This is a genomic window from Acidovorax sp. T1 (assembly GCF_002176815.1).
In the GTDB taxonomy this organism is placed as follows: domain Bacteria; phylum Pseudomonadota; class Gammaproteobacteria; order Burkholderiales; family Burkholderiaceae_C; genus Acidovorax.
The window spans coordinates 1880130-1905353 of the sequence record NZ_CP021648.1; the positions used below are offsets into that span (position 1 = coordinate 1880130).

Consider the following 25224-nt stretch of genomic DNA (forward strand, 5'->3'; position numbering starts at 1 on the left):
GCTGCGTTGCACGCTATATTGATCCCATTCTCTTCATATTCACCGCCTGATGACCACCTCCACCAAATCGGAAACCGCCGCCAAAAAAGACGTAACCAAGCTCCAGCGCGCCATCGTCGATGGTCTGGAGGACGTCAAGGCGCAAGACATCCAGGTCTTCAACACCGAGCATCTCTCGCCGCTGTTTGAACGGGTGATCGTGGCATCGGGCACCTCCAACCGCCAGACCAAGGCCCTGGCCGCCAGCGTGCGCGATGCCGTGCGCGAAGCCGGTTTTGTGAAGCCACGCATCGAAGGCGAAGAAAACGGCGAATGGATCATCGTGGACTGCGGCGCCGCCGTGGCACACATCATGCAACCCGCCATCCGCCAGTACTACCGCCTGGAAGAGCTGTGGGGCGACACACCCGTGCGCCTGAAGCTCGGCGCGGCCAAGCCGGTCTCCAGCGCCGCCACGGAGCTGGCCGAGAAGAAGTCGGCCCAGAAGGCCGCCAAGTCGGGCGCGAAGGCCGCTGGCAAGGCGCCCGCCAAAAAGGCAGCGGCACCTGTGGTGGCGGCCCGCTCGGGCAAGGCCACGGTCAAGGCTGTCGCCAAAACAGCCGCCAAGGCCGCAGCCACTCCCGCTGCCAAGACGACTGCAAAAGCACCAGCCAAAGCCATCACCAAGGCTCCAGCCAAGGCGCCCGCAAAGCGCAGCAGCGTTGCCAAGGCCGCGCCGGCCAAGGCATCGGCAAAGCCAACAACTGCTGCCAAGAAGCCAGCGGCCACCAAGGCAGCGATCAAGACCGTGGTCGTCAAGCCATCGGCCCCCCGCAGCAAGACGGCTGCTGCCGCCAAGACCGGTGCCAAGCCCATCGCCGCCCGCGGTGGTGCTGTCGCCAAGCCGGCAGCCAAGAGGGCACCGGGCCGCAAGTGAATGGCACGGCGGCCCACCGACGACCCGAACCTGCGCACAGCGCCTGAGCGGTCATGAAGCTGCTGATCGTGGCCGTGGGCCAGCGTGTGCCCGACTGGGCGCAGACGGCTTACGACGATTACGCCAAACGTTTCCCGCCCGAGCTCAAGGTCGAGCTCAAGGCCGTCAAGACCGAACCGCGTGGCTCCAAAACGCTGGAGACGCTGTACGCCGCCGAGCGCGAGCGCATCGAAGCCGCCATCCCGCGTGGCACGCGCGTGGTGGCGCTGGACGAGCGCGGCACCAATCTCACCACCAAGGCTTTGGCCGAACGACTCAAGGGCTGGCAGCTGGGCGGGGACGACGTGGCTCTGGTCATCGGCGGCCCGGACGGGCTGGACCCTGCGTTTCGCCAGGGCGCACACGAGCGCATCCGTCTCTCGGATCTGACTCTGCCGCACGCGATGGTGCGGGTGCTGCTCATCGAGCAGTTGTACCGCGCCTGGTCGGTGAACGCCGGGCATCCCTACCACCGCGAGTGAGGCCGGCATTGGGGGGGGATTACTCTGTTTTTATAGCTGCTAGCGCTTGATGGGTAAGCGCTAGAGCCGATTTTTATCAAAATCCGTTCATGCCTGACTTCATCTACCTTGCCTCCCAAAGCCCGCGCCGGCGCCAGCTGCTCGAACAGCTGGGCGTACGCCACGAACTGCTGCTGCCCAACGCGGACGGTGACGAAGCCGAAGACGCCGAAGTCATCGAGGCGGTGCTGCCCGGCGAAGCGCCTGCGGCCTATGTGGAACGCGTGACCGGCCTCAAGCTCGACGCCGCCGTGGCCCGCTGTACGCGCCGGGGTTTGCCTGATGCGCCCATCCTGTGTTCCGACACCACTGTGGCGCTGGGCCGCACCATCTACGGCAAGCCCGACGATGCCGCCCATGCCGCGCGCATGCTGTCCGAACTGGCAGGACACGAGCACCGCGTGCTCACCGCCGTGGCGTTGCAGGTCGGCCCCAAGCGTCTTTCAGCCCTGTCAGTGTCGCGCGTCATTTTTGCGGCCATGACACCTGCGCAGATCGCCGCCTATGTGGCCACGGGCGAGCCGCTGGGCAAGGCAGGGGCCTACGGCATCCAGGGGCGGGCGGCGGCGTATGTGGAGCACATGGCGGGCAGCTATTCGGGCATCATGGGGTTGCCCATGTACGAGACAGCACAACTGCTGCGTGCTGCGGGATTTGCGATCTAAGCGACGCGAACAAAAGACAACAATCACTAAGCCATGCAACAAGACATCCTGATCAACTGGTCGCCCCAGGAAACCCGTGTGGCCGTGGTGGAGCATGGCGCCGTGCAGGAGCTGCACATCGAGCGCACGCTCGAACGCGGCCTGGTGGGCAACGTCTACCTGGGCAAGGTCTCGCGCGTGCTGCCCGGCATGCAGTCGGCCTTCATCGACATCGGCCTGGAGCGCGCGGCCTTTTTGCATGTGGCCGATGTCTGGCAGCGCCAGCCCGATGGCGAGCCACCCGCATTTGCGCGCAAAAACGAACCGCAGGTGCCGATTGAAAAGCAGGTGTTCGAAGGTCAGGCGCTCATGGTGCAAGTCATCAAGGACCCCATCGGCACCAAGGGCGCGCGGCTGTCAACGCAGATCAGTATCGCGGGCCGCCTGCTCGTTTTTTTGCCGCAGGACGACCATGTGGGCGTGTCACAGAAGATTCCCGGCGCAGAGCGCGATGCCCTGCGCGCCCGGCTGCAGTCACTGGTGGGCGACAAGTCCACGGGCGGGGGCGGCGGCTTCATCCTGCGCACCAATGGCGAGGATTCGACCGATGCCGAACTGGCCGAAGACATTGCCTACCTGCGCAAGACCTGGGCGCGCATCAAGGAGGCATCACTCAAGCTGCCCGCCATGTCGCTGCTGCACCAGGATCTGGATCTGTTGCAGCGCGTGCTGCGCGATCTGGTGGGCGACCACACGCAGACCATTCGCCTTGATTCGATGGAGCAGTTCCAGCGCCTGCGGGCCTTTGGGCAGGAGTTCATGCCCGCAGCGGCGGGCAAGCTGCAGCATTACAAGGGCGAGCGCCCGATTTTTGACCTGTACTCCATTGACGAAGAAGTTGCCAAGGCCCTGGGCCGCCGGGTCGATCTGAAATCGGGCGGCTACCTGATCGTGGACCAGACCGAGGCGCTCACCACCATCGACGTGAACACCGGCGGCTACGTGGGTGCGCGCAACTTCGACGACACCATCTTCAAAACCAACCTGGAGGCCGCCCAGGCCATCGCCCGCCAGCTGCGCCTGCGCAACCTGGGTGGAATCATCATCGTGGATTTCATTGATATGGCCCGCGACGACCATCAGGAGGCCGTGCTCGCCGAGTTCAAGAAGCAGCTTGCGCGCGATCGGGTCAAGACCATGTCGGGGGGGTTTTCTCAATTGGGCCTCGTCGAGATGACGCGCAAACGCACCCGTGAATCGCTTGCGCACATGCTGTGCGAGCCCTGCAGCGCCTGCCAGGGGGCTGGGCAGGTGAAGACAGCGCGCAGCGTGTGCTACGACGTGTTGCGCGAAATTCTGCGTGAGGCCCGCCAATTCAACCCGCGCGAGTTTCGCGTGGTGGCTTCGCCCCGTGTGGTGGAGCTATTTCTGGACGAGGAAAGCCAGCATTTGGCGGGCCTGAGCGATTTCATCGGCAAGCCCATCTCGCTTCAGGCTGAGAGTGCCATGGGGCAAGAGCAATACGATATTGTGTTGCTGTAGCTCCGACGCGGAGCAAGGGTGGATGGGGTGGCTATTCCTCGTGGCAGATAGCTCGAAGTGCTCGATTCTTTTGTGTTCTCAATTTCCCTGCTATAGTCAAAGGCTTCGCTGTTCAGAGGCGCCCTTTGGGTCTGTTCTGGGTAGCGAGGCAAGAGGGTTTAGCGAGAAGTTGGGGTTTTGGTTGATGCGGGGTAAAAACCCGGTATATAATTCAAGGCTTCGCTGGTATTTGCGGGTTGCTGGAGACGGTGGTTTGCGAAGAGAGTGCAAAGACCTTTTGGTTGACGGGGTTGAAAAAACTCTGATATAATTTAAGGCTCAGCTGATCGCAGCTGGGTCAAGATGGTAAAGAAACTTCGGTTGATTTATTGTCTGGGTTCATTAAAAACATACAGCCGATAAGCGTGGGCGTTTGATGGCGAGTGCCAAGTTCTTTGGAACTAGTGCTTAGCACTACAAACGCTCATGAGATAGAAGTGGAGAACACTTCAATTCTTTTTTATGAGTTGCTCGAGACTGTAAGAGGTTGAGGGCGAAAAAAATCAAGATCGAACTGTAGAGTTTGATCCTGGCTCAGATTGAACGCTGGCGGCATGCCTTACACATGCAAGTCGAACGGTAACAGGTCTTCGGATGCTGACGAGTGGCGAACGGGTGAGTAATACATCGGAACGTGCCCGATCGTGGGGGATAACGGAGCGAAAGCTTTGCTAATACCGCATACGATCTACGGATGAAAGCAGGGGACCGCAAGGCCTTGCGCGGACGGAGCGGCCGATGGCAGATTAGGTAGTTGGTGGGATAAAAGCTTACCAAGCCGACGATCTGTAGCTGGTCTGAGAGGACGACCAGCCACACTGGGACTGAGACACGGCCCAGACTCCTACGGGAGGCAGCAGTGGGGAATTTTGGACAATGGGCGCAAGCCTGATCCAGCCATGCCGCGTGCAGGATGAAGGCCTTCGGGTTGTAAACTGCTTTTGTACGGAACGAAAAGACTCTGGTTAATACCTGGGGTCCATGACGGTACCGTAAGAATAAGCACCGGCTAACTACGTGCCAGCAGCCGCGGTAATACGTAGGGTGCAAGCGTTAATCGGAATTACTGGGCGTAAAGCGTGCGCAGGCGGTTATGTAAGACAGATGTGAAATCCCCGGGCTCAACCTGGGAACTGCATTTGTGACTGCATAGCTAGAGTACGGCAGAGGGGGATGGAATTCCGCGTGTAGCAGTGAAATGCGTAGATATGCGGAGGAACACCGATGGCGAAGGCAATCCCCTGGGCCTGTACTGACGCTCATGCACGAAAGCGTGGGGAGCAAACAGGATTAGATACCCTGGTAGTCCACGCCCTAAACGATGTCAACTGGTTGTTGGGAATTCACTTTCTCAGTAACGAAGCTAACGCGTGAAGTTGACCGCCTGGGGAGTACGGCCGCAAGGTTGAAACTCAAAGGAATTGACGGGGACCCGCACAAGCGGTGGATGATGTGGTTTAATTCGATGCAACGCGAAAAACCTTACCCACCTTTGACATGTACGGAATCCTTTAGAGATAGAGGAGTGCTCGAAAGAGAGCCGTAACACAGGTGCTGCATGGCTGTCGTCAGCTCGTGTCGTGAGATGTTGGGTTAAGTCCCGCAACGAGCGCAACCCTTGTCATTAGTTGCTACATTTAGTTGGGCACTCTAATGAGACTGCCGGTGACAAACCGGAGGAAGGTGGGGATGACGTCAAGTCCTCATGGCCCTTATAGGTGGGGCTACACACGTCATACAATGGATGGTACAAAGGGTCGCCAACCCGCGAGGGGGAGCCAATCCCATAAAGCCATTCGTAGTCCGGATCGCAGTCTGCAACTCGACTGCGTGAAGTCGGAATCGCTAGTAATCGTGGATCAGAATGTCACGGTGAATACGTTCCCGGGTCTTGTACACACCGCCCGTCACACCATGGGAGCGGGTTCTGCCAGAAGTAGTTAGCCTAACCGCAAGGAGGGCGATTACCACGGCAGGGTTCGTGACTGGGGTGAAGTCGTAACAAGGTAGCCGTATCGGAAGGTGCGGCTGGATCACCTCCTTTCTGGAAAACTGCATTCAATATTGAACGCCCACACTTATCGGTTGTTGGAACAAGCTGCTGACTTGCGAAGTCATTCGCAAGAAGGCGGAATGGGTCTGTAGCTCAGCTGGTTAGAGCACTGTGTTGATAACGCAGGGGTCGTTGGTTCGAGCCCAACTAGACCCACCAATTCCAATTGCTAGATGCGGTATGAGGACGAGGGGGATTAGCTCAGCTGGGAGAGCACCTGCTTTGCAAGCAGGGGGTCGTCGGTTCGATCCCGTCATCCTCCACCACCAATGACGACGAAGAAGAAAAAAGAAAAGTATTTCGGTAAATCAACACCAAAGCGGCTTTGAGCAGAAATGTGAAAGGCCTCTTTGTTGTTGATCAATATCATTTGATCAATCGGCTGTTCTTTAAAAATTCATAGAGTCGAATCAGAGTTGTCGGCGGAAACTGCACATTCGTAAAGGTTTAGTGCAGACCGTGCCGCTGGCAACAAGAATTTTTGATTGCGTCAAAACGAATATTCAAACCTAGTTTGAAATTCTTAAGTAATACGATGACAACTCGAAAGGGTTGAAGTTGTTTACGGCATAACGCGTCAGGTGAAAGACCTGGCAAGTCCTTGAGATGACGGCGGTATCTTGAAAGAGATGTCAAAGTTATAGGGTCAAGTGACTAAGAGCATGTGGTGGATGCCTTGGCGATTACAGGCGACGAAAGACGTGATAGCCTGCGAAAAGCTTCGGGGAGCTGGCAAATAAGCATTGATCCGGAGATATCTGAATGGGGAAACCCACCTCGCAAGAGGTATCGCATGATGAATACATAGTCATGCGAGGCGAACCGGGTGAACTGAAACATCTCAGTAGCTCGAGGAAAAGACATCAACCGAGATTCCGAAAGTAGTGGCGAGCGAAATCGGAAGAGCCTTCTAGTGATAGCACGACTGTTAGCAAAACGGGATGGAAAGTCCGGCCATAGCAGGTGATAGCCCTGTATGCGAAAACAGACGTGTGGTACTAAGCTGGAGAAAAGTAGGGCGGGACACGAGAAATCCTGTCTGAATATGGGGGGACCATCCTCCAAGGCTAAATACTCGTAATCGACCGATAGTGAACCAGTACCGTGAGGGAAAGGCGAAAAGAACCCCGGGAGGGGAGTGAAATAGATCCTGAAACCGCATGCTTACAAAAAGTAGGAGCCCTTAGGGGTGACTGCGTACCTTTTGTATAATGGGTCAGCGACTTACATTCAGTGGCAAGGTTAACCGAATAGGGAAGCCGTAGAGAAATCGAGTCCGAATAGGGCGAATCAGTCGCTGGGTGTAGACCCGAAACCAAGTGATCTATCCATGGCCAGGATGAAGGTGCCGTAACAGGTACTGGAGGTCCGAACCCACTAGTGTTGCAAAACTAGGGGATGAGCTGTGGATAGGGGTGAAAGGCTAAACAAACTTGGAAATAGCTGGTTCTCTCCGAAAACTATTTAGGTAGTGCCTCAAGTATTACCTGCGGGGGTAGAGCACTGTTTAGGCTAGGGGGTCATGGCGACTTACCAAACCTATGCAAACTCCGAATACCGCAGAGTACAGCTTGGGAGACAGAGCACCGGGTGCTAACGTCCGGACTCAAGAGGGAAACAACCCAGACCGCCAGCTAAGGTCCCTAAAATTGGCTAAGTGGGAAACGAAGTGGGAAGGCTAAAACAGTCAGGATGTTGGCTTAGAAGCAGCCATCATTTAAAGAAAGCGTAATAGCTCACTGATCGAGTCGTCCTGCGCGGAAGATGTAACGGGGCTAAGCCAGTTACCGAAGCTGCGGATGTGCAATTTATTGCACGTGGTAGGAGAGCGTTCTGTAGGCCTGTGAAGGTGTCTGGTAACGGATGCTGGAGGTATCAGAAGTGCGAATGCTGACATGAGTAGCGTTAAAGGGGGTGAAAAGCCCCCTCGCCGTAAGCGCAAGGTTTTCTACGCAACGTTCATCGGCGTAGAGTGAGTCGGCCCCTAAGGCGAGGCAGAGATGCGTAGCTGATGGGAAACAGGTCAATATTCCTGTACCGATGTGTAGTGCGATGTGGGGACGGAGAAGGTTAGCTCAGCCAACTGTTGGATATGTTGGTTCAAGCCTGTAGTCGTGCCCGGTAGGCAAATCCGCCGGGCTTAGATGAGGGGTGATAACGAGGCTGCTTGCAGTCGAAGTGAGTGATACCCTGCTTCCAGGAAAAGCCACTAAGCTTCAGCTACACACGACCGTACCGCAAACCGACACTGGTGCGCGAGATGAGTATTCTAAGGCGCTTGAGAGAACTCAGGAGAAGGAACTCGGCAAATTGATACCGTAACTTCGGGAGAAGGTATGCCCCAAGTAGGTGAACTCGTACAGAGGGAGCCCAACGGGGTTGCAAAAAATCGGTGGCTGCGACTGTTTAATAAAAACACAGCACTCTGCAAACACGAAAGTGGACGTATAGGGTGTGACGCCTGCCCGGTGCTGGAAGATTAAATGATGGGGTGCAAGCTCTTGATTGAAGTCCCAGTAAACGGCGGCCGTAACTATAACGGTCCTAAGGTAGCGAAATTCCTTGTCGGGTAAGTTCCGACCTGCACGAATGGCGTAACGATGGCCACACTGTCTCCTCCTGAGACTCAGCGAAGTTGAAATGTTTGTGATGATGCAATCTCCCCGCGGAAAGACGGAAAGACCCCATGAACCTTTACTGTAGCTTTGTATTGGACTTTGAACAGATCTGTGTAGGATAGGTGGGAGGCTTTGAAGTGAGGACGCTAGTTCTCATGGAGCCAACGTTGAAATACCACCCTGGTGTGTTTGAGGTTCTAACCTAGGTCCATTATCTGGATCGGGGACAGTGCATGGTAGGCAGTTTGACTGGGGCGGTCTCCTCCCAAAGCGTAACGGAGGAGTTCGAAGGTACGCTAGTTACGGTCGGACATCGTGACGATAGTGCAATGGCATAAGCGTGCTTAACTGCGAGACTGACAAGTCGAGCAGATGCGAAAGCAGGACATAGTGATCCGGTGGTTCTGTATGGAAGGGCCATCGCTCAACGGATAAAAGGTACTCTGGGGATAACAGGCTGATACCGCCCAAGAGTTCATATCGACGGCGGTGTTTGGCACCTCGATGTCGGCTCATCTCATCCTGGGGCTGTAGCCGGTCCCAAGGGTATGGCTGTTCGCCATTTAAAGAGGTACGTGAGCTGGGTTTAAAACGTCGTGAGACAGTTTGGTCCCTATCTTCCGTGGGCGCTGCAGATTTGAGGAAGCCTGCTCCTAGTACGAGAGGACCGGAGTGGACACACCTCTGGTGTATCGGTTGTCACGCCAGTGGCATTGCCGAGTAGCTAAGTGTGGAAGAGATAACCGCTGAAAGCATCTAAGCGGGAAACTCGTTTCAAGATGAGATCTGCCGGGGCCTTGAGCCCCCTGAAGAGTCGTTCAAGACCAGGACGTTGATAGGCAGGGTGTGGAAGCGCAGTAATGCGTTAAGCTAACCTGTACTAATTGCTCGTGCGGCTTGACCCTATAACTTTGATAGCCAACACATGCAAGTGTGAACAGCTCAAAGATTGTTATGCCAAGTTGACGCAGTCAAAACATAAAATCTGATTCCAAACTCTATGAATTCGCCAGGCAGTTCACAAAACTGCCCAGCACCAAGTTATGCCTGATGACCATAGCAAGTTGGTACCACTCCTTCCCATCCCGAACAGGACAGTGAAACGACTTTGCGCCGATGATAGTGCGGGTTCCCGTGTGAAAGTAGGTCATCGTCAGGCTCTTACAGCCCAGTAACGCCCCACTCAAACTTTGAGTGGGGCGTTCTGCTTTGGAATCTCACAATCGCCTGCACCACCGCACCTATCGTATCCGTCCGGCCACCCCATCTACCTCGAATGAGCAATTGCAAGCACCATCGTGTCCACGTAAACCATCGTGCACACCATGTCTCAAGAGATCCCCAACTCGCGCTCCCGTGTCCCCCGCACACGCCGGGTCTACAGCGCGCAATTCAAGGTTGAACTGATCGCCGCGTGCCAGCAGCCCGGCGCATCAATTGCCGCCACAGCACGTGAACATGGCATGAATGCCAATGTGCTGCATCGCTGGCTCAAGGAGCATCGTCTGGGCCTTCACCAGCCCACCTGCGATACCGCGCATGCTGTGGCGTCCGGCATCGCCCCGCACTGCGACGATGCAGCGGCTGAGCCAATGGCCAATGCACAGCCTGTTCGTGCCCCGGCGCATCTGCCTCATGCCAGCACCGTGCCCGCCTTCATCGCGATGACGCTGGGCTCGCCGGCGATGGGGCCTCAGCCAGCGGGTGCGCAAGCTGCCCCAAGTGCTGCATCGGCAACTCCCTCATCAGACATCCGCATCGAGTGCTGTCATCACGGCACCCTCGTGACGGTCAATTGGCCGGTGGCCGCTGCTGGCGAGTGTTCCCGCGCATTGCAGGGTTTGCTCCAGGTGCTGCGGCAATGATCCGTATCGACGCTGCCTGGCTTGCCACGGCCCCGCTGGACATGCGCGCCGGCACCGACACGGCGCTGGCCCGGGTGGTCAGCGTGTTCGGTGCTGCCCACCCTCATCACGCCTACCTGTTCGCCAACAGACGCGCCAACCGCATCAAGGTGCTGGTGCACGACGGCATCGGCATCTGGCTGGCCGCTCGCCGCCTGCACCAGGGCAAGTTCGTCTGGCCGGCGTCGGTCGATGCCCATTGGCAGCTGGAGCGCTCCCAGCTCGATGCCTTGGTGCTGGGCCTGCCCTGGCAACGCATGGGGACGCGGGCATCATCACCGTGGTTTGAAGTCTGTGCGGCAGGTCTGCCGGCGCGCAATCCGTGGATCTGCGCATGGCAGCGCAGGGCCTTCCTTGGCACACTGCCTGTCATGTTGATGCAGCCGCAATCCCTGGATGATCTGAGCGCACAGCAGCTGCGCGAGATGACCACGCGGCTGCTGACCGAGCTGCGCCACAGCCAGGCGCTCAACGCCAAGCTCACCCACAAGAACGCACTGCTCAAGCGCATGAAGTTCGCCGCCCAGTCCGAGCGCTTCAACGCCGCGCAGCGCAGCCTGCTCGAAGACGAGATCGAGGCCGACCTGGCGGCAGTCGCCGTCGAGATCGAACAACTGCAGCCGCCAGCGGCTGCGCCCCAAGCTAAACAACAGCCCAAACGCCAGAGCCTGCCGGCCCACCTGCCCCGGCGCGAGATCCGCCACGAGCCCGAGTCGACCACCTGCACCTGTGGCTGCCAGATGAAGCGCATCGGCGAAGACGTGGCCGAGAAGCTGGACTATGTGCCCGGCGTGTTCACGGTAGAGCGCCACGTGCGTGGCAAATGGGCCTGCGCCCAGTGCGAGACCATTACCCAGGTGCCAGTCGAAGCGCATGTGATCGACAAAGGCATCCCGACAGCGGGCCTGCTGGCCCAGGTGCTGGTGGCCAAGTACGCCGACCATCTGCCGCTCTACCGCCAGGAAGCCATCTTTGCTCGCGCCGGTCTGGCCATTCCTCACTCCACCCTGGCGCAATGGGTGGGCACCTGCGGCGTGCGGCTGCAGCCACTGGTTGATGCGCTCAAGGCGGAAATACTCGGCCGCCGTGTGCTGCACGCCGATGAAACGCCGGTGCAAATGCTCAAGCCCGGCAAGGGAGCGACGCATCGGGCTTACCTGTGGGCCTACGCGCCAAGCGCCTTTGAAGACATGAAGGCCGTGGTGTACGACTTCTGCGAGTTGCGCATTCCACTGATGGCGGACACTGATTCCATTCTCATAGCGGACAGCGTTCCACGCGATGGCGGACACCCTGCGCTGGTGCCCTGAGTGACCTGTAAATCGTAGCCGAAGTGTCCGCCATCAGCGTGGAATGGCGGTCGGACTGGATGGTCAGCCGGCCTTGGCGAGCTTTCTCATCGACTCGCCCTTGAGGGCCATCTTGTGCGAGCCATGCACGATGCGGTCCAGTATGGCGTCGGCCAGCGTGGGCTCGTCCAGCCAGGCATGCCAGGCCGTTACCGGCAGTTGGCTGGTAATGAGCGTCGAGCGCGTGCCCACCCGGTCGTCCAGCAGTTCCAGCAGGTCATTGCGCTCGTGTGCAGCAATCGGGGCAATGCCGAAGTCGTCCAGGATGAGCAGGTCCAGTCGCGCCAGTTGCGCCAGCCGCTTGGCAAAGCTGCCGTCGCCGTGGGCTACGTGCAGCTCCTCCAACAACCTTGGGGCGCGGGTGTAGAGCACCGAGAAGCCCAGGCGTGCCGCCTGCTGCCCCAGCGCACGGGCCAGCCACGTCTTGCCGCAGCCGGTGGCGCCGGTAAGCAGGACGTTGTGACCATGGCGCAGCCAATCGCCTGTGGCCAGGCTGGCGATGACCTCTCGGCTCAGCCCCCGGCTGCCACGCCAATCGATGTCCTCCAGACAAGCGCTGGAGACCTTCAATCGGGCGGCCTTCAGGAGACGCTCCAGGCGTTTGCTATCGCGCCAGTCCACCTCGCGCTGCACCAGCAGCGCCAGGCGTTGTTCAAAGGGCAACTCACTGGCAGTGATATGGGTGGCGGCATCGTTCAGGGCGGCCACCATGCCGTCCAGGCGCAGGGCGCGCAGTTGGTTCAAGGTGTGTTCGTTGAGCATGATTGTTCTTTCGTTGTTTCGCTTCGGTGTTCTGGCTTCTCAGTGGTAGTAGCCCGGCCCGCGCACGTTCTCGTGCAGTGGCAAGCTGGCCTGCATGGGCATGGGGGCGTCCAGCGGCCGCTGGTCCAGACCACAACTCAGGATGGAGGCGATGCTCTTGTAGGACGGAGAGCGAATCGACTGCGCACGGGCACAGGCTGCCTCCAGCCGCTGCGCCCCGTACTCACGCCCCAGGCGCATGAGGCCCAGACAGGAGCGGTAGCCCTGCTCGGGGTGGGCACGGTGCTCCATCTGCCAACGCACCACGGCCGCAGTGGCCGCTCCCACCCGCTCGCCCCAGGCGATGAGCTTGGCCGGCGTCCACTGCAGGTGCGCCCGATGCGAGGCCGGCATGTGCTCTGGCGTCGTGGTGTGGGCGCCCTTGCGAGGATTCAGTGCATGGGCGGCCACCCGTTTGCTGCCGTGCAAGACTTCGAGCGAACTGGCCGTGATGCGCAACTCCACCGCTTCGCCCACCAGGGCGTGGGGCACCGAGTAGTAGTGGCCGTCGAGCTCGACGTGGTAATCGATGTTGACGCGGGCGCGCTTGAAGCGGGCAATGGCCATGCGTGTGGCCGGCAGGGGGCGCAGGGCCAGCCGGTCGAGTTCGGCAAAGGCGCTGGCGCGGTTGCCGGGCAGCTTCTTGAAGGGACGTCGGTTCAAGTCGGCCAACAAGGCGGCAATGGCCCGGTTCAGGGCGGCCAGGCTGAAGAAAGTCTGGTGGCGCAGCCGGGCCAGAATCCAGCGCTCGACCACCTGCACGCCGACCTCCACCTTCGGCTTGTCGCGGGGTTTGGCCGGGCGCGCGGGCATGACGGGCAGGCCGTAGTGCGTCGAGAGCTCTTCGAGCAAGCGGTGAGAGGTCGGCTCGTAGCGGTCGGGGCGGGCCATCAAGGCGCGCGGCTGGTCGGGCACCAGCAGGCGGGGGACGCCGCCGATGAACTCCAGCGCGCTCATGATGCTGGCCACCCAGTCGGTGGCTTTCTGCCTGGTAGTGGCGCAGGCGTAGGTGTAGTTCGCTGCGCCCAGCACGGCCACAAATATCTGGGCCTGCGTTATCTCGCCGGTACTGGCGTCCACGATGGGCACCGTCTGGCCGGCGTAGTCCACGAAGAGTTTGTCGCCGGCCTCATGGGTCTGGCGCATGGAACGCTTCAATCGCCGGGACCAGGCTTGGTACTTCTCGCAGAAGGCGCTGTACTTGTACGCCTGGCCGCCGTGCTGCTGTTGGTACTCCTCCCACAGCAGTTGCAGCGTGACGCCGGGGCGGCGCAGTTCGCGGTGGATGTGGGCGTGGTCGGGCTCCAGGTGGCGCGACGCGCGGGGCACCGGTGGCTTGTAGAGCCGGGCCTGCAGTTCTTGGTCGCTCAAGGTCTGGGCCAGCGCCCAGTCCACGCCGGCCACGCCGGCCACGCGGGCGTAGCTGGCGATTTCGCTGACGGTGGATTTGGATATGCCGAGGGCGGCTCCGATTTGGCGGGTGCTCAAGGTCCCGCCGTGCAGCAGTTGCAGTGTGTGTCGTATTTTGCTCATGGTGACCCTGGGTGTGGGCATCGCTGACTCCGGTCAAAAAAACCGGGCAGCGTATGCCGCGTTCGGGTCACTCAGAACACCGCTTCAGGTGTCCGCCATCAATTTGGAATGCTGTCCGCCATCAGCATGGAATCGTGTCCGCGATCGCGTGGAATACGCATGCGAGTCAAGAGCGGGCGAGCATGCGCGCCACTTCCTGGGCGATTGGAAGGGGGCACTGGTCTGCGACGACTTTGCTGGTTACAAAGTCACGATCGCCAACGGCGTGACCGAGGTGGGCTGCCTGGCGCACGCCCGGCGCAAATTCTTTGACTTGCATGCGGCCAACAAAAGCCAGCTTGCCGGGTTCGCGCTGGAGCAGTTCGCCAAGGTTTACGACATCGAGCGCGAGGTCAAGGAGCTGAACGCCGATCAACGCAAAGCCATTCGTCAGCAGCACACCAAGCCGATCCTGGATGCGTTACACCAGTGGATGACATTGCAGCGGCAAAAGCTGCCGGACAGCTCTGCCCTGATGGCCACCCAAATTCCCCCGTCTATGGCCACCTCAAACTCCCCCACCTGAACTGATCGGGGATAGGGGTTTAACGCCGGCGTCGTCGGCACCTGTTGGCAGGACATTGATCCAGTCTTCCCCGAGGGAAGGCCAAGGAGTGAATGTCTTGAAGTCCAACCAACGCGCCACCATAGAGACACTGCTGGAGCGCAACACATCGCAACGCGAGATCGCCCGCATCACGGGCATCGACCGCAAGACGGTCAGGAGCTACCACCAGCGCTGGCTGGAGCAACTGCAGTCAAATTCCCCCGGGGTGGCCACCGGCTCGGCAGGTCAAATTCCCCCACCCTGGCCACCGGCTCCTGGGCCGGTGGCCACCTCCCTGTGCGAACCCTGGCGCGAGTTCATCGAAGCCCAGCTGCGGCTGAAGCGAAACGCCACGGCCATCTACCAGGACCTGGTCGACCAGCACGGCTTTGATGGCCAGTACAACTCGGTCAAACGCTTCTGTGCAAAGTTGCGGCACAAGGAGCCCGAGCAGTTCGATCGCCTGTCCTTCCTGCCCGGCGAGGAGATGCAGGTGGACTACGGCGAGGGCGCGCCCACCCGCGTGCCCGGCAGCGACCGGTACCGCAAGCCCCGCCTGTTCGTGGCCACCTTGCGGTATTCCCGTGCCAGTTTCCGGTGCGTGGTCTGGAAGTCCAGCCAGCAGATCTGGGCCGAGCTGCACGAGCGGGCCCTGCGGTACTTCGGGGGCTGCCCCCAGTACGTGGTGCTGGACAATCTGAAGGAAGGCGTCCTCAAGCCCGACCTGTACGAGCCCGATCTCAACCCGGTGTACGCCGCCGCCCTGGCGCACTACGGCGTGGTGGCCGACCCGGCGCGGGTGCGAGACCCCAACCGCAAGGGCACGGTGGAGCATGCCATCGGCCATACCCAGGCCACGGCCTTGAAGGGCCGGCGCTTTGAGTCCATCGAGGCCCAGAACGAGTTCCTGGCGCACTGGGAGAAGAGCTGGGCATCCAAGCGCATCCACGGCACCGAGCGACGCCAGGTGCAGGCCATGTTCGAGGAAGAGCGCAGCCACCTCAAACCCCTGCCAGTGCTGGGAATGCAGTATTTCGACGAGGCGGTGCGCACCGTCTGCGACGACAGCTGTGTGCGGGTGGATCACAGCAGCTACGCCGCTCGCCCGGCGAACATCGGCTCCAAGGTGTTGGTGCGCATCTACGCCCAGCGCATCGAGATTCGTGACATGCACACCCGTGCCTTGCTGCGCACCCACGCCAAGGCCGAGCGTCCCGGCACGGTGATTCTGCCCATGGAGGAGCGGGTGTTCAATCCGTCTCGCGAGACCCGCCTGATCCTGCGTCAGGCCGGCGAGATTGGTGAGCACGCCAGCCGGCTGTGTGAGCTGCTCTTTGCCATCGAGGGTCGTGTCGGGCAGCGCAAGCTCTGGGGCATTGTGGGACTCATGCGCCGTTACCCGGCGCACTGCATCAATGCCGCCTGCGCCCAGGCCCTGGAGCAAGGGGTCTACAGCTACAAGCGCGTGCTGGCGCTGACCGAAGCCCTCTTTGCCCAGGCGATGGCGGCCATCGAGGCTACCTGCGGCGAAGCACCCGCCGCCGGTGCCCACGCGCTGACGCAGCAGCATGAGCTCATCCGAGACGCTGAGGAGTACAGCGATCTCTTCGCGCTCGCCGCCGCCACGGCAAACACCACCACCACCACCACCACCACCACCACCCACAACACCACCAACGCACCGGGAGTTCAGCCATGAACATGATCGAGATCGAACGCGCGCTGCGCGAGCTGCGCCTGTCCGGCATCGCCGAGACCCTGTCCACCCGCGTGATGCAGGCCCAGGCCGCCCAGCAGCCTTTCCTGGAGACCTTCGCCGCCATGCTGCAAGACGAGCTGGACCGCCGGCGCTCTCGCCTGACCGAGCGCCGCTTCAAGCGCTCGGGTCTGGATGAGCGCCCCTCGCTGGCTGACTTCGACTGGCGTTTCAACCCGAAGCTGCCGCGCAGCGCCTGCTTCGAGTTGCACACCCTGAAGTTCATCGGCGAGGGGGCCAACGCGCTGATCATCGGCAAGCCGGGCACCGGCAAGAGCCATGTGGCCAAGGCCGTGGCCTACCAGGCCACGCTGCAGGGCTATGACGTGCGTTACCTGGAAGCCGACACCGAGTTCGCCCGTTACGCGCTGGCCACTACGGCAGAGCGCACCGAGCTGCTCAAGGACTGGGTCGCGCCGGACCTGCTCGTCCTCGATGACCTGTTCCTGGCCAGACGCATCAGCGAGCATGCCGCTGAAGTCCTACAGGCCATCGTGCACCAGCGCTACAAGCTGCGCCGCGCTGTTCTCATCACGTCCAACCGCGTGGTGCAGGACTGGGGCAAATACCTCGGCGACGCCACCATGGCCAGCACCATCCTGGATCGCCTCATGCACCGCTGCGCGATGCTGGAGTTCGAGGGCAAGAGCTACCGCCTCAAGGAGGCCGCTGCACGCATCGCCATCACACCCGAGTCGTCATAATCCGACCGTCCTGCCTGGGGGAATTTGGGGTGGCCAAGGGTGGGGGAATTTGACCTGGCCATCGGGGTCTGCGACTGCCAGGGCCCTGGATTACAGCCTGCGGCGCTGGACTGCGCTGACGCGCTTCATCGATGACGGGCAACTGCCCGTGGACAACAACTGGATCGAAAACCAGATCCGGCCGATTGCCATTGGCAGAGCCAATTGGTTATTCGCCGGCAGCCTGCGCGCGGGCCAGCGTGCGGCGGCGGTGATGAGTCTGGTGCAGTCGGCACGCATGAATGGGCATGGCCCCTATGCCTACTTACAGGACGTGCTCACAAGGCTGCCTACGCACAAGGCCAACGTAGCCGACGTTGTAGAGGGCAACAGCTTGCTGCACGGGCAGGAGACAGACGGGTTTGGTGACGCGGGCTATCAAGGCGTTCACAAGCGCCCGGATGCCAGGGCGGGCGTGACGTGGCACATAGCGATGCGCCCGGGCAAGCGCAAAGAGCTGGACAAAGAGCACAACCCCGTTGACGCGCTCATAGACCAAGTGGAGAAGATCAAGGCAAGCATCCGGGCCAAGGTGGAGCATCCCTTCAGGGTGATCAAGCGGCAGTTTGGATATGTAAAGGTGCGCTACCGGGGGGTGAAGAAGAACACGCTGCAGCTCAAGACGCTGTTTGCGCTGTCCAACCTGTGGATGGTGCGCCACCAATTGCTGGGGGCGCAGGGATAAGTGCGCCTGAACACAGGCAAGGGGCCGCGAAAGCGGTGCAGATGGCCCGAAAGGGCGTGAAAAGTGGTGCGAAGACGCAGGCTAAACGGCATCCATCGCACTATCTGAAAACGTCGGCCTTGTAGCACTCATGGATCCGAGTTATTCAGGACATCCCTAGCTTACGAAACCCTGGCGTTAGAAGGTTGGGGCACTACTGATCTTTCGCAACTTCCCAATTGCATCACGTAAAGTTTCATCCTTTTTTGCAAAACAAAAGCGAACGACACCTTGATCGAATCCATCGCCATAGAAGGCTGACAGGGGAATAGCTGCAACCCCCGCTTCGCGCGTGAGCCATTGACAAAATTCGGCTTCATTCAGATCACTTACAGCTGAAATGTCCACACACTGGAAATAGCTACCTGTGCTGGGTAGTAGTTTCAAGCGAGAACCTTCCAATCCTTGGCGGAAAAGGTCCCGCTTGGCCTGATAGAAAGTTGGCAGTTGCAGGTATGGTGCTGGATCTCTCAAATACTCCGCCAGTCCATGCTGCATCGGGGTGTTTACGGTGAATACATTGAACTGGTGCACCTTGCGGAATTCGGCGGTGAGCGAAGCGGGTGCTGCTACAGTCCCAATCTTCCAGCCGGTGACATGGAAAGTCTTGCCAAAGCTCGATACGACGAACGCGCGGGCGGCAAGGTCCGGATAACGGGCGGCGCTCTGGTGCTCAGCACCATCAAACACCATGTGTTCGTAGACTTCGTCGCTGATCAGCAGAATGTTGGTGGGTGCCAGCAGATCTTGCAGTGTGAGCATATCCTCGGCACTCCAGATGGAGGCGCTCGGATTGTGTGGACTGTTGATAATGAGGGCGCGGGTGCGTGGTGTGATCGCTGCGGCAATCAGACCAAAGTTGGGGCGAAATGTCCCAGGGGTAAGAGGCACCCGCACAACGGAGCCACCAGCCAGTTCAATGTTAGGTGCATAACTGTCATAGCACGGGTCAAGTACGATGACCTCGTCGCCCGCATGGACGATGGCCAGAATGGCCGTAAGGATCGCTTGCGTGGCTCCTGCTGTGATGGTTATTTCGGCGTTCGCGCTGTATTTTCGGCCATGGAGTGCTTCTATTTTTGAAGCAACGGCTTCGCGCAATGCTGCAATCCCCGGCATGGGCGGGTATTGGTTATGTCCGGCCTTCATGGCATGGGTTACGGCATCGGTCAGGGCAGGGTCACATTCAAAGTCCGGAAAACCCTGGCCCAGATTCACGGCGCCATGTTCGGCGGCCAGCGCTGACATGACTGTGAAAATGGTGGTGCCGACCTGAGGCAGCTTGCTGGGAAATGTGGGGGTGATTGATCTCGTGAGGGTGGGCGTCATGGAAGAAAGCACAAACGATGTAGAGAGTTAACAAGTTCCGGCAGATGCTCAGAGTTCGTAATCGTTGATATGCCCCGTCATGGCGCGGGCTATCAGTTCGCGGCTCAAGCGGTCGCTGAGCAATTCGGCGAACTTGTAGACAAAATTGCGCAAATAGGCGCCTCGCTTGAACGCCACGCGCGCCACGCTCTGGCCGAAAAGATGCCCGACGGGGCGTACGACCAGATCACCAACAGGATCATCGCGCATAGCCATTTCTGCGACGATTCCGATGCCCAGGCCCAGGCGCACATACGTCTTGATTACATCGGAGTCAATGGCTTCGAGTGCAATACGAGGCTGCAAGCGCCTGGTTGAAAAGGCCAAATCAATTTTTCCGCGACCAGTGAACGTTGGGTGGTAGGTAATGAGGGGCTCGTGGGCGATGTCATCCAGTCCAATGCGCTCTTTCTGGGTCAGCGGGTGGCCCGGAGGGAGCACCAATACATGTTCCCACTCATAGCAGGGCAGGGTCACCAGTTCGGGATAGTCTGCCAGCGACTCGGTGGCCATCCCAATTTCCGCCACTTCGTCTATCACCATGCGTGCGACCTGGTCGGGAGTGGTCTGGTGCAGGCTGATGTTGACTTTTGGATACGCCTCTCGCAGGCGGGCCACAGGGACCGGCAACACATAGCGCGCTTGGGTGTGGGTGGTTGCGATCGACAGGGTGCCACTATCCTGCGCGCTGAACTGTTCGCCAATGCGCTTCAGGTTTCCCACCTCGCGCATGATGATTTCAATGCTTTTGAGAACGTGCTGGCCAGGTTCTGTGATGCGCTTGAGCCGCTTTCCATGGCGGGCGAATATATCAATTCCGAGTTCTTCTTCCAACTCGATGATTGCCTTGGATACACCAGGCTGCGAAGTGTGCAGCGCCTTGGCGGCCTCGGTCAGATTGAGGTTGCGGCGTGCCGCCTCTTGAACAAATCGGAATTGGTGTAGGTTCATATCTGATGGAGGCTAAAAACTCGCATCATTATGCTGCATTTGTCTAAGGGTTGGGTGTGGTTATCGAAGAGTCGCAGGCAATTTCTGCCATTAAAGCGGTCATGCGGTGGTCTTCCCCAATGGCGCCCTGTATGGTGAACTGTACGGATTGGTGGCGCGAGCGGATTTGCTCCACCAGCAATGGAAGGTCCTCTCGTGCATGCTTTCCGGTGCCTAGAAACATGGGTACCACCGTTATATGGGTGGACCCTTGTTGAGAGAGCAACTCAGTGGCTTGGGCCAATGTCGGCTCACATAATTCAAGATAAGCGCATTGCACCGGCCGGTCAGGGTATTGCGAGGCAATGCGCGCCGCAACCGCTTCTATGGGGGCACGCCAAAGTGGGTCGCGCGAACCATGGGAAAAGAGCACGATGGCCGGTGGTATTTCGGACATGAATAACTCGAAAAGGCTCAGCGTCGCAATACCAGCCAGCCGAAGGCTGCAAGTGACAACAGGGAGTAAATCAATCCTGGGGCGGCAGCCGTCAGCCATGGCGACCAATTTTGCAGATTTCCGGCGTAACCGAATACATTGTTCAACAGGAAGAAACTGATGCCTGCCATCACGCCGCCAAAAACGTACCCCGCAATACCGCCGGCCCGAAAGTGCAAGTAGGCAAAGGGCAATGCCAGCACCACCATCACCAGGCAGCTCAGCGGATAAAAAACCTTGCGCCAGAATTCAATTTCATACCGTTGTGCTGACTGGCCATTGGCATCAAGATGACGGATGTACTGAAACAGGTCGAACGTAGCCATGCGGTCGGGCTTGATCAGCGAGGCCGCCACCATGTCCGCGCTGATGCGAGTCGGCCATAGCAGGGTAGGAACCTGCAGTTGATCCACCCGTGCTTTTTCGCTGTCGGGCTGAAGAAAGCTGCTGCGCCGCACCTGTTGCAGTTCCCAGCCCCCTGGGAGGGCGAAACGCCCGGTTGCAGAATCGGTCTGCGAAGCTAGTCGGCCCTTTTCGTCAAACTCGAAAATGCGCACATCCAGCATGCCGCCATCGGGCGTCAAAGCGCGCACATTCACCGCAAAAGAATGGTCTTGCTGGCGTTCCTTGAGCCAGGCACCAGTGGCGCCAGACGTCAAGCGGCCCAGGTGGCGTACCTTGATGAGCTGCGCTGCACGTTCAGTCAGGGGGGCAATGTAGTCGCCTACGGCAAAGGTCAGCAGCACGAATAATCCACCCAGAGCCAGCAATGTGCGCAATGCCTGCCATGGACCCATGCCGCTGGTACGCATGATGGTGAACTCTGAGCTTTGTGCCAGCCGTGCCATCACGAAAATGGTACCGATGAGCACTGTGATAGGCAATAACTCGTAGAGGTGACTGGGAATGCTCAGGGACACAAACAGCAGCGCATGGGAGAGCTGGTAGCCGTCTGGGCCGGTCCGTCCAACCAGGCGCAGCTCGTCGATCAGATCAAAGAAGAAAAACAGTGCCAGAAACCCGAGCGTCACAAATCCCACTGCAAGCAGGGCTTCGCGATGAATGAAACGGCGAAGAAGTTTCATGCAGGACTCCGCGTTGGCCATAGGCGCCGCAGCGTCCAGTGGTTGTGCCGCACGGCCACAATGGCCAAGGCGAGCGCGAGCGTGCCACCGTGGAGGGATAGCATGAAGGCGGGCAAGCCCAGCTTTCCTGCACCAACCCAGCTTTGACCCAATGTCATGAGGTTGTAGTAAACAACAAAGGCAAACAAAGCAAACATCATGCCGCCGCTGCGTCCCGCGCGGGGATTCACGCTCGCCAGGGCCAGGCCCAGAACCACAAAATTAATGGCTGCCAGCGCCAACCCCAGCCGCCAGCCCAGTTCTGCCTGGTAAACCGGAATGGTTGGCTGTAAAAGCAACTCATGCGTGGCCCGGGTTTTGACCGCGAGTTGCTCTGTTGCCGTACCGGATGCTGACCCGATACGCGTGCCGTATTCGGCAAACTCACTGATCTTCAGGCCAGGCTGGCCCGCGGTGGATTCCAGTCGCTGGCCCTGACTAAGCAAGGCGAAGCGCTCGTCGGCGCGTACTTCAAGTCGCGCACTGCGTGCGGATGTTACCGATTCCTTGGTGCCGCTGTTGGCTGCGATGAAAATGTTGTTTCCCGCTTGGGTGTCTGGACTGTCCTTGTCGATAAAGAACACCCGGCTGCCGTTGGCTGATTCCTGAAACTCGCCCGGCGCAATACGGTCAACGTCGCTGCGTTGCTCGTAACGCGTCTTGAGCTCCTGAATCTGTGCGTTGGCCCATGGCCAAACCCCCAATGACAGGACAGCAATAACCGCCATCACAGGCCACGCAAAGCGCAACAGGGGACGCAGAAGGCTCACAAGTCCCTGGCCACCGGAGAACCAAATAACCATTTCGCTGTCGCGGTACATGCGCGAGAGGACGCTCACCACGGCCACGAAGAGACTCAAGCTGAGGATGGTTGGGAGTTGTCCCAACACCGTGAAGCCCATGACCAGCATGACATCAGAGGGGCTTACGCTGCCGCGCGACGCTTGACCGAGGGTGCGGATCAGCATCATGGTCATGACCACTGTGACCAGCACCACAAGCGTCGCGCCAAAGCTGCGCGCCAGCTCTTTGCGAATGGATGAATCGAATAACATTGGCCCGAAGGAAAGCACCGATTATGAACTTTGATCTGAAGACTCTGGAGTTGCCGGCAGCGGCTACTGAAAAATGCGACCTACTGGTCGTTCTGGTGCCCGAGGGCTTCAAACCGGGGCAGGATGCCTTGTCGGTGCTCGTGGCCCATGCGCTCAAATGCGGCGACCTGGAATCCAAAGCCGGTAAGCACCTTCAACTCTATCTGGCACCCGCTGTCAGCGCGCGGCGCGTGGTTCTTGTGGGTGTGGGCAATGGTTCTGCCCGGGCCATCCGTCAGGCCGTGCAGGCTATTGCAGCAACCTTCAAGCTGTCGCAGGTCAAACGTGCGGTGGTTTGCTTTGCCGGCGAAACCACGGCCGATGGCGTTTGCGCCGCTATACAAGCAGTCGCTGATGCCAGTTATGTTTACACGACTACCAAGCCCAAGGCGGATGCGCGCACCTTGAATCGGGTGGTGATCGGGGTCGCTCATGTGGAAGCGGTGCGAGAGGCGTTCGCGCAAGGGGTGGGCCTTGTGGAGGGCGTAGAGTTCGCCCGAGAGTGGGGTAACCGTCCGGCCAACCACGCTACTCCGAATCTTTTGGGCGAAGCCGCCAAGTCCCTTGGCAGGCACCCTCGCGTCCAGTGCAAAGTGCATGGCCCCGCCGAAGTGGCTCGTCTTGGCATGGGCGCATTCATGGCTGTTGCGCGAGGCTCCGAGGAGCCGCTGAGGCTGATCGAACTGCGATACAGCGGCGCAGGCAAGTCAGAGACCCCGGTAGTGCTGATAGGGAAGGGCATCACTTTCGATACTGGCGGAATTTCCATCAAGCCTGCTGCCGAGATGGATGAAATGAAGTTCGACATGTGCGGTGCAGCCAGCGTCCTGGGGGTGTTTCGTGCTCTTGGAGAATTGCAACCCGCTATCAATGTGGTGGGCCTCATCCCGGCCTGTGAAAATATGCCTGATGGTCGGGCCGTGAAGCCCGGTGACGTTGTTACCAGCATGAGCGGTCAGACCATCGAGATATTGAACACCGATGCGGAAGGTCGACTGGTCCTTTGTGACGTATTGACCTATGCCGCGCGCTTCAAACCTGCCGCGGTGGTGGACATCGCCACCTTGACTGGTGCCTGCGTGATTGCTTTGGGCGCAGTCCGCAGCGGACTATTTTCAAACAACGATGCGCTGGCCTCTGCCCTGTCTGCGGCAGGGGATGTGGCTCAGGACTTTTGCTGGCGCATGCCGCTGGACGAGGACTATGCCGAGGGATTGAAGAGCAATTTTGCAGACATTGGCAATGTGGCAGGGCGAGCGGGCGGCTCCATCACGGCGGCCAAGTTCCTGCAGCGATTCGTGGGCGCGTTTCCTTGGGCGCACCTCGACATTGCCGGTACTGCCTGGAAAGGTGGAGCGGTCAAGGGGGCTACCGGCCGACCGGTAGGCCTGCTGGTGCATTACCTGCTGAGCCGTGTTCAGCCGTTATCGGCAAAAGATGCGGTGAAGAAGTCTTCTCCCGCAGTGTCGGCAAGGCCCAACACTCGTTCAAAACCGGCCTGAATTCGTCATGACTGAAGTCGCTTTCCACTTCAATGCACCGGACAAAATGGCCTATGCCTGCCGGTTTGCCCGCAAGGCGCAACGCAGCGGCGCACGGCTCGTCATTACGGGTTCTGCGGACACTCTGGCAGAGCTGGACGGAATGCTTTGGAGCATGCTGCCGCAGGATTTCGTTGCCCATTGCCGTAGCGATGCTGAGGATGAACTCTTGCAATTTTCATCGGTGGTGCTTGCTGTAGACGTGTGGCAAGCGCCCCACCAAGAAATGCTGCTGAATATGGGGAGCGTTGTGCCTGAGGGGTTTGGCAGTTTTGGCCGCTTGGTGGAGGTGGTGAGTGCCACAGATGAGGTAGACCGCAATGAAGCGCGTGTCCGCTGGCGTCACTATGCATCGCAGGGCTATGCCATCACGCGCCATGATCTGGTCTTGAAAGCCGACTGATGTCCCTTTCGCCCAAGTTGATCCCCCGTTTTGTGCCGACCCTCACTGAAGTGGTGCAGGAGCCCGATGTGCTCCCGTTTTCAGTGCCTCAGGCGCAATCTGGACCGTCGTTTGGGGGAGGATGCTCCACCAGCATCGCGCAAACTGAGCCATCGCTTCAGGCAGGGGTCTCAATTCCTGCTGCGTCCGTCCGAGGCACTTCCGACACAAAGCCCGTCCTAACATCGCCCAACCCGCGACGCCCTTTGCCGCAGGGCATTGAAGAGTACATGGTGCACCGAGTGATGCAGCGCGTGGATGTGGTGCTGGATCAGCGTTTGCGCGAGGCGATTGCACTGGTGATACAGGAGCAGACCCGCTCCGTGCTGCCCCGTCTGCGTGAAGAAATTGAGTCAGTGGTGCGGCATGCGGTCTATGAGGCCGTGGCCGACGAATTGGCGAACGAAAATTCCCCTGAGCCAGGAAGATGACAGGGTATTTCCCCGTGGTTTCCTTCGGAT

Annotated in this window: 17 protein-coding genes, 2 tRNA genes, 3 rRNA genes and 5 pseudogenes; 20 read left to right on the top strand and 7 right to left on the bottom strand. The window is 59.4% G+C overall.

From position 1 onward, the window contains the following. The first annotated feature begins 49 nt into the window (after positions 1–49). The 12 genes and pseudogenes from rsfS to tnpC all read left to right on the top strand — a co-directional run. Positions 50–916 (top strand): ribosome silencing factor, encoded by an 867-nt coding sequence (gene rsfS, locus CCX87_RS08810; RefSeq protein WP_087745588.1) that lies wholly within the window; start codon positions 50–52, stop codon positions 914–916. Between the two features lie 53 nt (positions 917–969). Further along, complete coding sequence (rlmH, locus tag CCX87_RS08815) at positions 970–1437, top strand: 23S rRNA (pseudouridine(1915)-N(3))-methyltransferase RlmH (protein WP_010458753.1); 468 nt, start codon at positions 970–972, stop codon at positions 1435–1437. Positions 1438–1526: 89 nt separating this feature from the next. Continuing rightward, entirely contained in the window at positions 1527–2141 is a 615-nt protein-coding gene (locus CCX87_RS08820) for a Maf family protein (protein ID WP_087745589.1), read from the top strand. A gap of 33 nt (positions 2142–2174) precedes the next feature. Continuing rightward, entirely contained in the window at positions 2175–3662 is a 1488-nt protein-coding gene (gene rng / locus CCX87_RS08825) for a ribonuclease G (protein ID WP_087745592.1), read from the top strand. 550 nt (positions 3663–4212) lie between these two features. Next, positions 4213–5745, top strand: a 16S ribosomal RNA gene (locus tag CCX87_RS08830). Positions 5746–5836: 91 nt separating this feature from the next. Further along, positions 5837–5913 (top strand) — tRNA-Ile (locus tag CCX87_RS08835). 31 nt (positions 5914–5944) lie between these two features. Beyond that, positions 5945–6020 (top strand) — tRNA-Ala (locus CCX87_RS08840). 378 nt (positions 6021–6398) lie between these two features. Next, positions 6399–9277 (top strand): 23S ribosomal RNA (locus CCX87_RS08845). Between the two features lie 141 nt (positions 9278–9418). Beyond that, positions 9419–9531 (top strand): 5S ribosomal RNA (gene rrf / locus CCX87_RS08850). The 16S, 23S and 5S rRNA genes sit together here with 2 tRNA genes alongside, the layout of an rRNA operon. 166 nt (positions 9532–9697) lie before the next feature. After that, positions 9698–10237 carry a transposase gene (locus CCX87_RS08855; protein ID WP_087743482.1) on the top strand — a complete coding sequence of 180 codons (540 nt, stop codon included), beginning with the start codon at positions 9698–9700 and terminating at the stop codon, positions 10235–10237. After that, a pseudogene (tnpB, locus tag CCX87_RS21295) lies at positions 10234–10524 on the top strand (IS66 family insertion sequence element accessory protein TnpB); the annotation flags it as partial. The gene CCX87_RS08855 and the pseudogene tnpB, both read left to right, overlap by 4 nt. Before the next feature lie 129 nt (positions 10525–10653). Further along, a pseudogene (tnpC, locus tag CCX87_RS21300) lies at positions 10654–11502 on the top strand (IS66 family transposase); the annotation flags it as partial. Between the two features lie 147 nt (positions 11503–11649). Here the strand turns inward: tnpC and istB (CCX87_RS08865) are convergent. Beyond that, on the bottom strand, positions 11650–12387 hold the full coding sequence (gene istB / locus CCX87_RS08865) for an IS21-like element helper ATPase IstB (protein ID WP_087745596.1): 738 nt from the start codon (positions 12385–12387) through the stop codon (positions 11650–11652). A gap of 39 nt (positions 12388–12426) precedes the next feature. Beyond that, positions 12427–13980, bottom strand: a complete 1554-nt coding sequence (istA, locus tag CCX87_RS08870) for an IS21 family transposase (protein WP_087745598.1) — start codon at positions 13978–13980, stop codon at positions 12427–12429. A 145-nt stretch (positions 13981–14125) separates the two neighbouring features. Here istA (CCX87_RS08870) and CCX87_RS20775 point away from each other — a divergent pair. The 4 genes and pseudogenes from CCX87_RS20775 to CCX87_RS21620 form a co-directional block, all read left to right on the top strand. Next, positions 14126–14470, top strand: a pseudogene (locus CCX87_RS20775) (IS66 family transposase); the annotation flags it as partial. 109 nt (positions 14471–14579) lie between these two features. Beyond that, on the top strand, positions 14580–16244 hold the full coding sequence (istA, locus tag CCX87_RS08880; protein ID WP_442857480.1) for an IS21 family transposase: 1665 nt from the start codon (positions 14580–14582) through the stop codon (positions 16242–16244). Beyond that, positions 16241–17005, top strand: a complete 765-nt coding sequence (gene istB, locus CCX87_RS08885; protein ID WP_056269326.1) for an IS21-like element helper ATPase IstB — start codon at positions 16241–16243, stop codon at positions 17003–17005. The genes istA (CCX87_RS08880) and istB (CCX87_RS08885) overlap by 4 nt, the downstream gene beginning before the upstream one ends. A gap of 58 nt (positions 17006–17063) precedes the next feature. Beyond that, positions 17064–17729: pseudogene (locus CCX87_RS21620) on the top strand (IS66 family transposase); the annotation flags it as partial. 177 nt (positions 17730–17906) lie between these two features. Here CCX87_RS21620 and CCX87_RS08895 read toward each other — a convergent pair. From CCX87_RS08895 to lptG, 4 genes are read right to left on the bottom strand one after another with little or no spacing between them, the layout of a single operon-like run. Next, positions 17907–19097, bottom strand: a complete 1191-nt coding sequence (locus CCX87_RS08895; protein ID WP_087745604.1) for a pyridoxal phosphate-dependent aminotransferase — start codon at positions 19095–19097, stop codon at positions 17907–17909. 48 nt (positions 19098–19145) lie between these two features. Next, a complete protein-coding gene (locus tag CCX87_RS08900) occupies positions 19146–20087 on the bottom strand; it encodes a CysB family HTH-type transcriptional regulator (RefSeq protein ID WP_087745606.1) in 942 nt (313 codons plus the stop codon). A 43-nt stretch (positions 20088–20130) separates the two neighbouring features. Next, positions 20131–20523 carry a sirohydrochlorin chelatase gene (locus CCX87_RS08905; protein ID WP_087745608.1) on the bottom strand — a complete coding sequence of 131 codons (393 nt, stop codon included), beginning with the start codon at positions 20521–20523 and terminating at the stop codon, positions 20131–20133. 17 nt (positions 20524–20540) lie between these two features. Next, complete coding sequence (lptG, locus tag CCX87_RS08910) at positions 20541–21647, bottom strand: LPS export ABC transporter permease LptG (protein ID WP_087745610.1); 1107 nt, start codon at positions 21645–21647, stop codon at positions 20541–20543. Here lptG and CCX87_RS21625 point away from each other — a divergent pair. Then, positions 21646–21753, top strand: a complete 108-nt coding sequence (locus CCX87_RS21625; RefSeq protein ID WP_442857484.1) for a hypothetical protein — start codon at positions 21646–21648, stop codon at positions 21751–21753. The two genes, lptG and CCX87_RS21625, sit on opposite strands and share 2 nt — an antisense overlap. Here CCX87_RS21625 and lptF read toward each other — a convergent pair. After that, positions 21716–22741: pseudogene (gene lptF, locus CCX87_RS08915) on the bottom strand (LPS export ABC transporter permease LptF); the annotation flags it as partial. The gene CCX87_RS21625 and the pseudogene lptF overlap by 38 nt on opposite strands. A gap of 23 nt (positions 22742–22764) precedes the next feature. Here lptF and CCX87_RS08920 point away from each other — a divergent pair. From CCX87_RS08920 to CCX87_RS21550, 3 genes are all read left to right on the top strand, one after another. Beyond that, on the top strand, positions 22765–24282 hold the full coding sequence (locus tag CCX87_RS08920) for a leucyl aminopeptidase (protein WP_087745614.1): 1518 nt from the start codon (positions 22765–22767) through the stop codon (positions 24280–24282). A 7-nt stretch (positions 24283–24289) separates the two neighbouring features. After that, entirely contained in the window at positions 24290–24724 is a 435-nt protein-coding gene (locus tag CCX87_RS08925; RefSeq protein ID WP_087745616.1) for a DNA polymerase III subunit chi, read from the top strand. Positions 24725–24969: 245 nt separating this feature from the next. Next, the gene (locus CCX87_RS21550) at positions 24970–25194 is read left to right on the top strand and encodes a hypothetical protein (protein ID WP_335622390.1); all 225 of its coding nucleotides are present in this window, start codon (positions 24970–24972) and stop codon (positions 25192–25194) included. The last annotated feature ends 30 nt before the right edge of the window (positions 25195–25224 follow it).

Excerpts from the sequence above, each read along its gene's own strand:
- rsfS (WP_087745588.1), top strand. The coding sequence starts at position 50 with ATGACCACCTCCACCAAATCGGAAACCGCCGCCAAAAAAGACGTAACC.
- rlmH (WP_010458753.1), top strand. The coding sequence starts at position 970 with ATGAAGCTGCTGATCGTGGCCGTGGGCCAGCGTGTGCCCGACTGGGCG.
- CCX87_RS08820 (WP_087745589.1), top strand. The coding sequence starts at position 1,527 with ATGCCTGACTTCATCTACCTTGCCTCCCAAAGCCCGCGCCGGCGCCAG.
- rng (WP_087745592.1), top strand. The coding sequence starts at position 2,175 with ATGCAACAAGACATCCTGATCAACTGGTCGCCCCAGGAAACCCGTGTG.
- CCX87_RS08855 (WP_087743482.1), top strand. The coding sequence starts at position 9,698 with ATGTCTCAAGAGATCCCCAACTCGCGCTCCCGTGTCCCCCGCACACGC.
- istB (WP_087745596.1), bottom strand. The coding sequence starts at position 12,387 with ATGCTCAACGAACACACCTTGAACCAACTGCGCGCCCTGCGCCTGGAC.
- istA (WP_087745598.1), bottom strand. The coding sequence starts at position 13,980 with ATGCCCACACCCAGGGTCACCATGAGCAAAATACGACACACACTGCAA.
- istB (WP_056269326.1), top strand. The coding sequence starts at position 16,241 with ATGAACATGATCGAGATCGAACGCGCGCTGCGCGAGCTGCGCCTGTCC.
- CCX87_RS08895 (WP_087745604.1), bottom strand. The coding sequence starts at position 19,097 with ATGACGCCCACCCTCACGAGATCAATCACCCCCACATTTCCCAGCAAG.
- CCX87_RS08900 (WP_087745606.1), bottom strand. The coding sequence starts at position 20,087 with ATGAACCTACACCAATTCCGATTTGTTCAAGAGGCGGCACGCCGCAAC.
- CCX87_RS08905 (WP_087745608.1), bottom strand. The coding sequence starts at position 20,523 with ATGTCCGAAATACCACCGGCCATCGTGCTCTTTTCCCATGGTTCGCGC.
- CCX87_RS21625 (WP_442857484.1), top strand. The coding sequence starts at position 21,646 with ATGCAGGACTCCGCGTTGGCCATAGGCGCCGCAGCGTCCAGTGGTTGT.
- lptG (WP_087745610.1), bottom strand. The coding sequence starts at position 21,647 with ATGAAACTTCTTCGCCGTTTCATTCATCGCGAAGCCCTGCTTGCAGTG.
- CCX87_RS08920 (WP_087745614.1), top strand. The coding sequence starts at position 22,765 with ATGAACTTTGATCTGAAGACTCTGGAGTTGCCGGCAGCGGCTACTGAA.
- CCX87_RS08925 (WP_087745616.1), top strand. The coding sequence starts at position 24,290 with ATGACTGAAGTCGCTTTCCACTTCAATGCACCGGACAAAATGGCCTAT.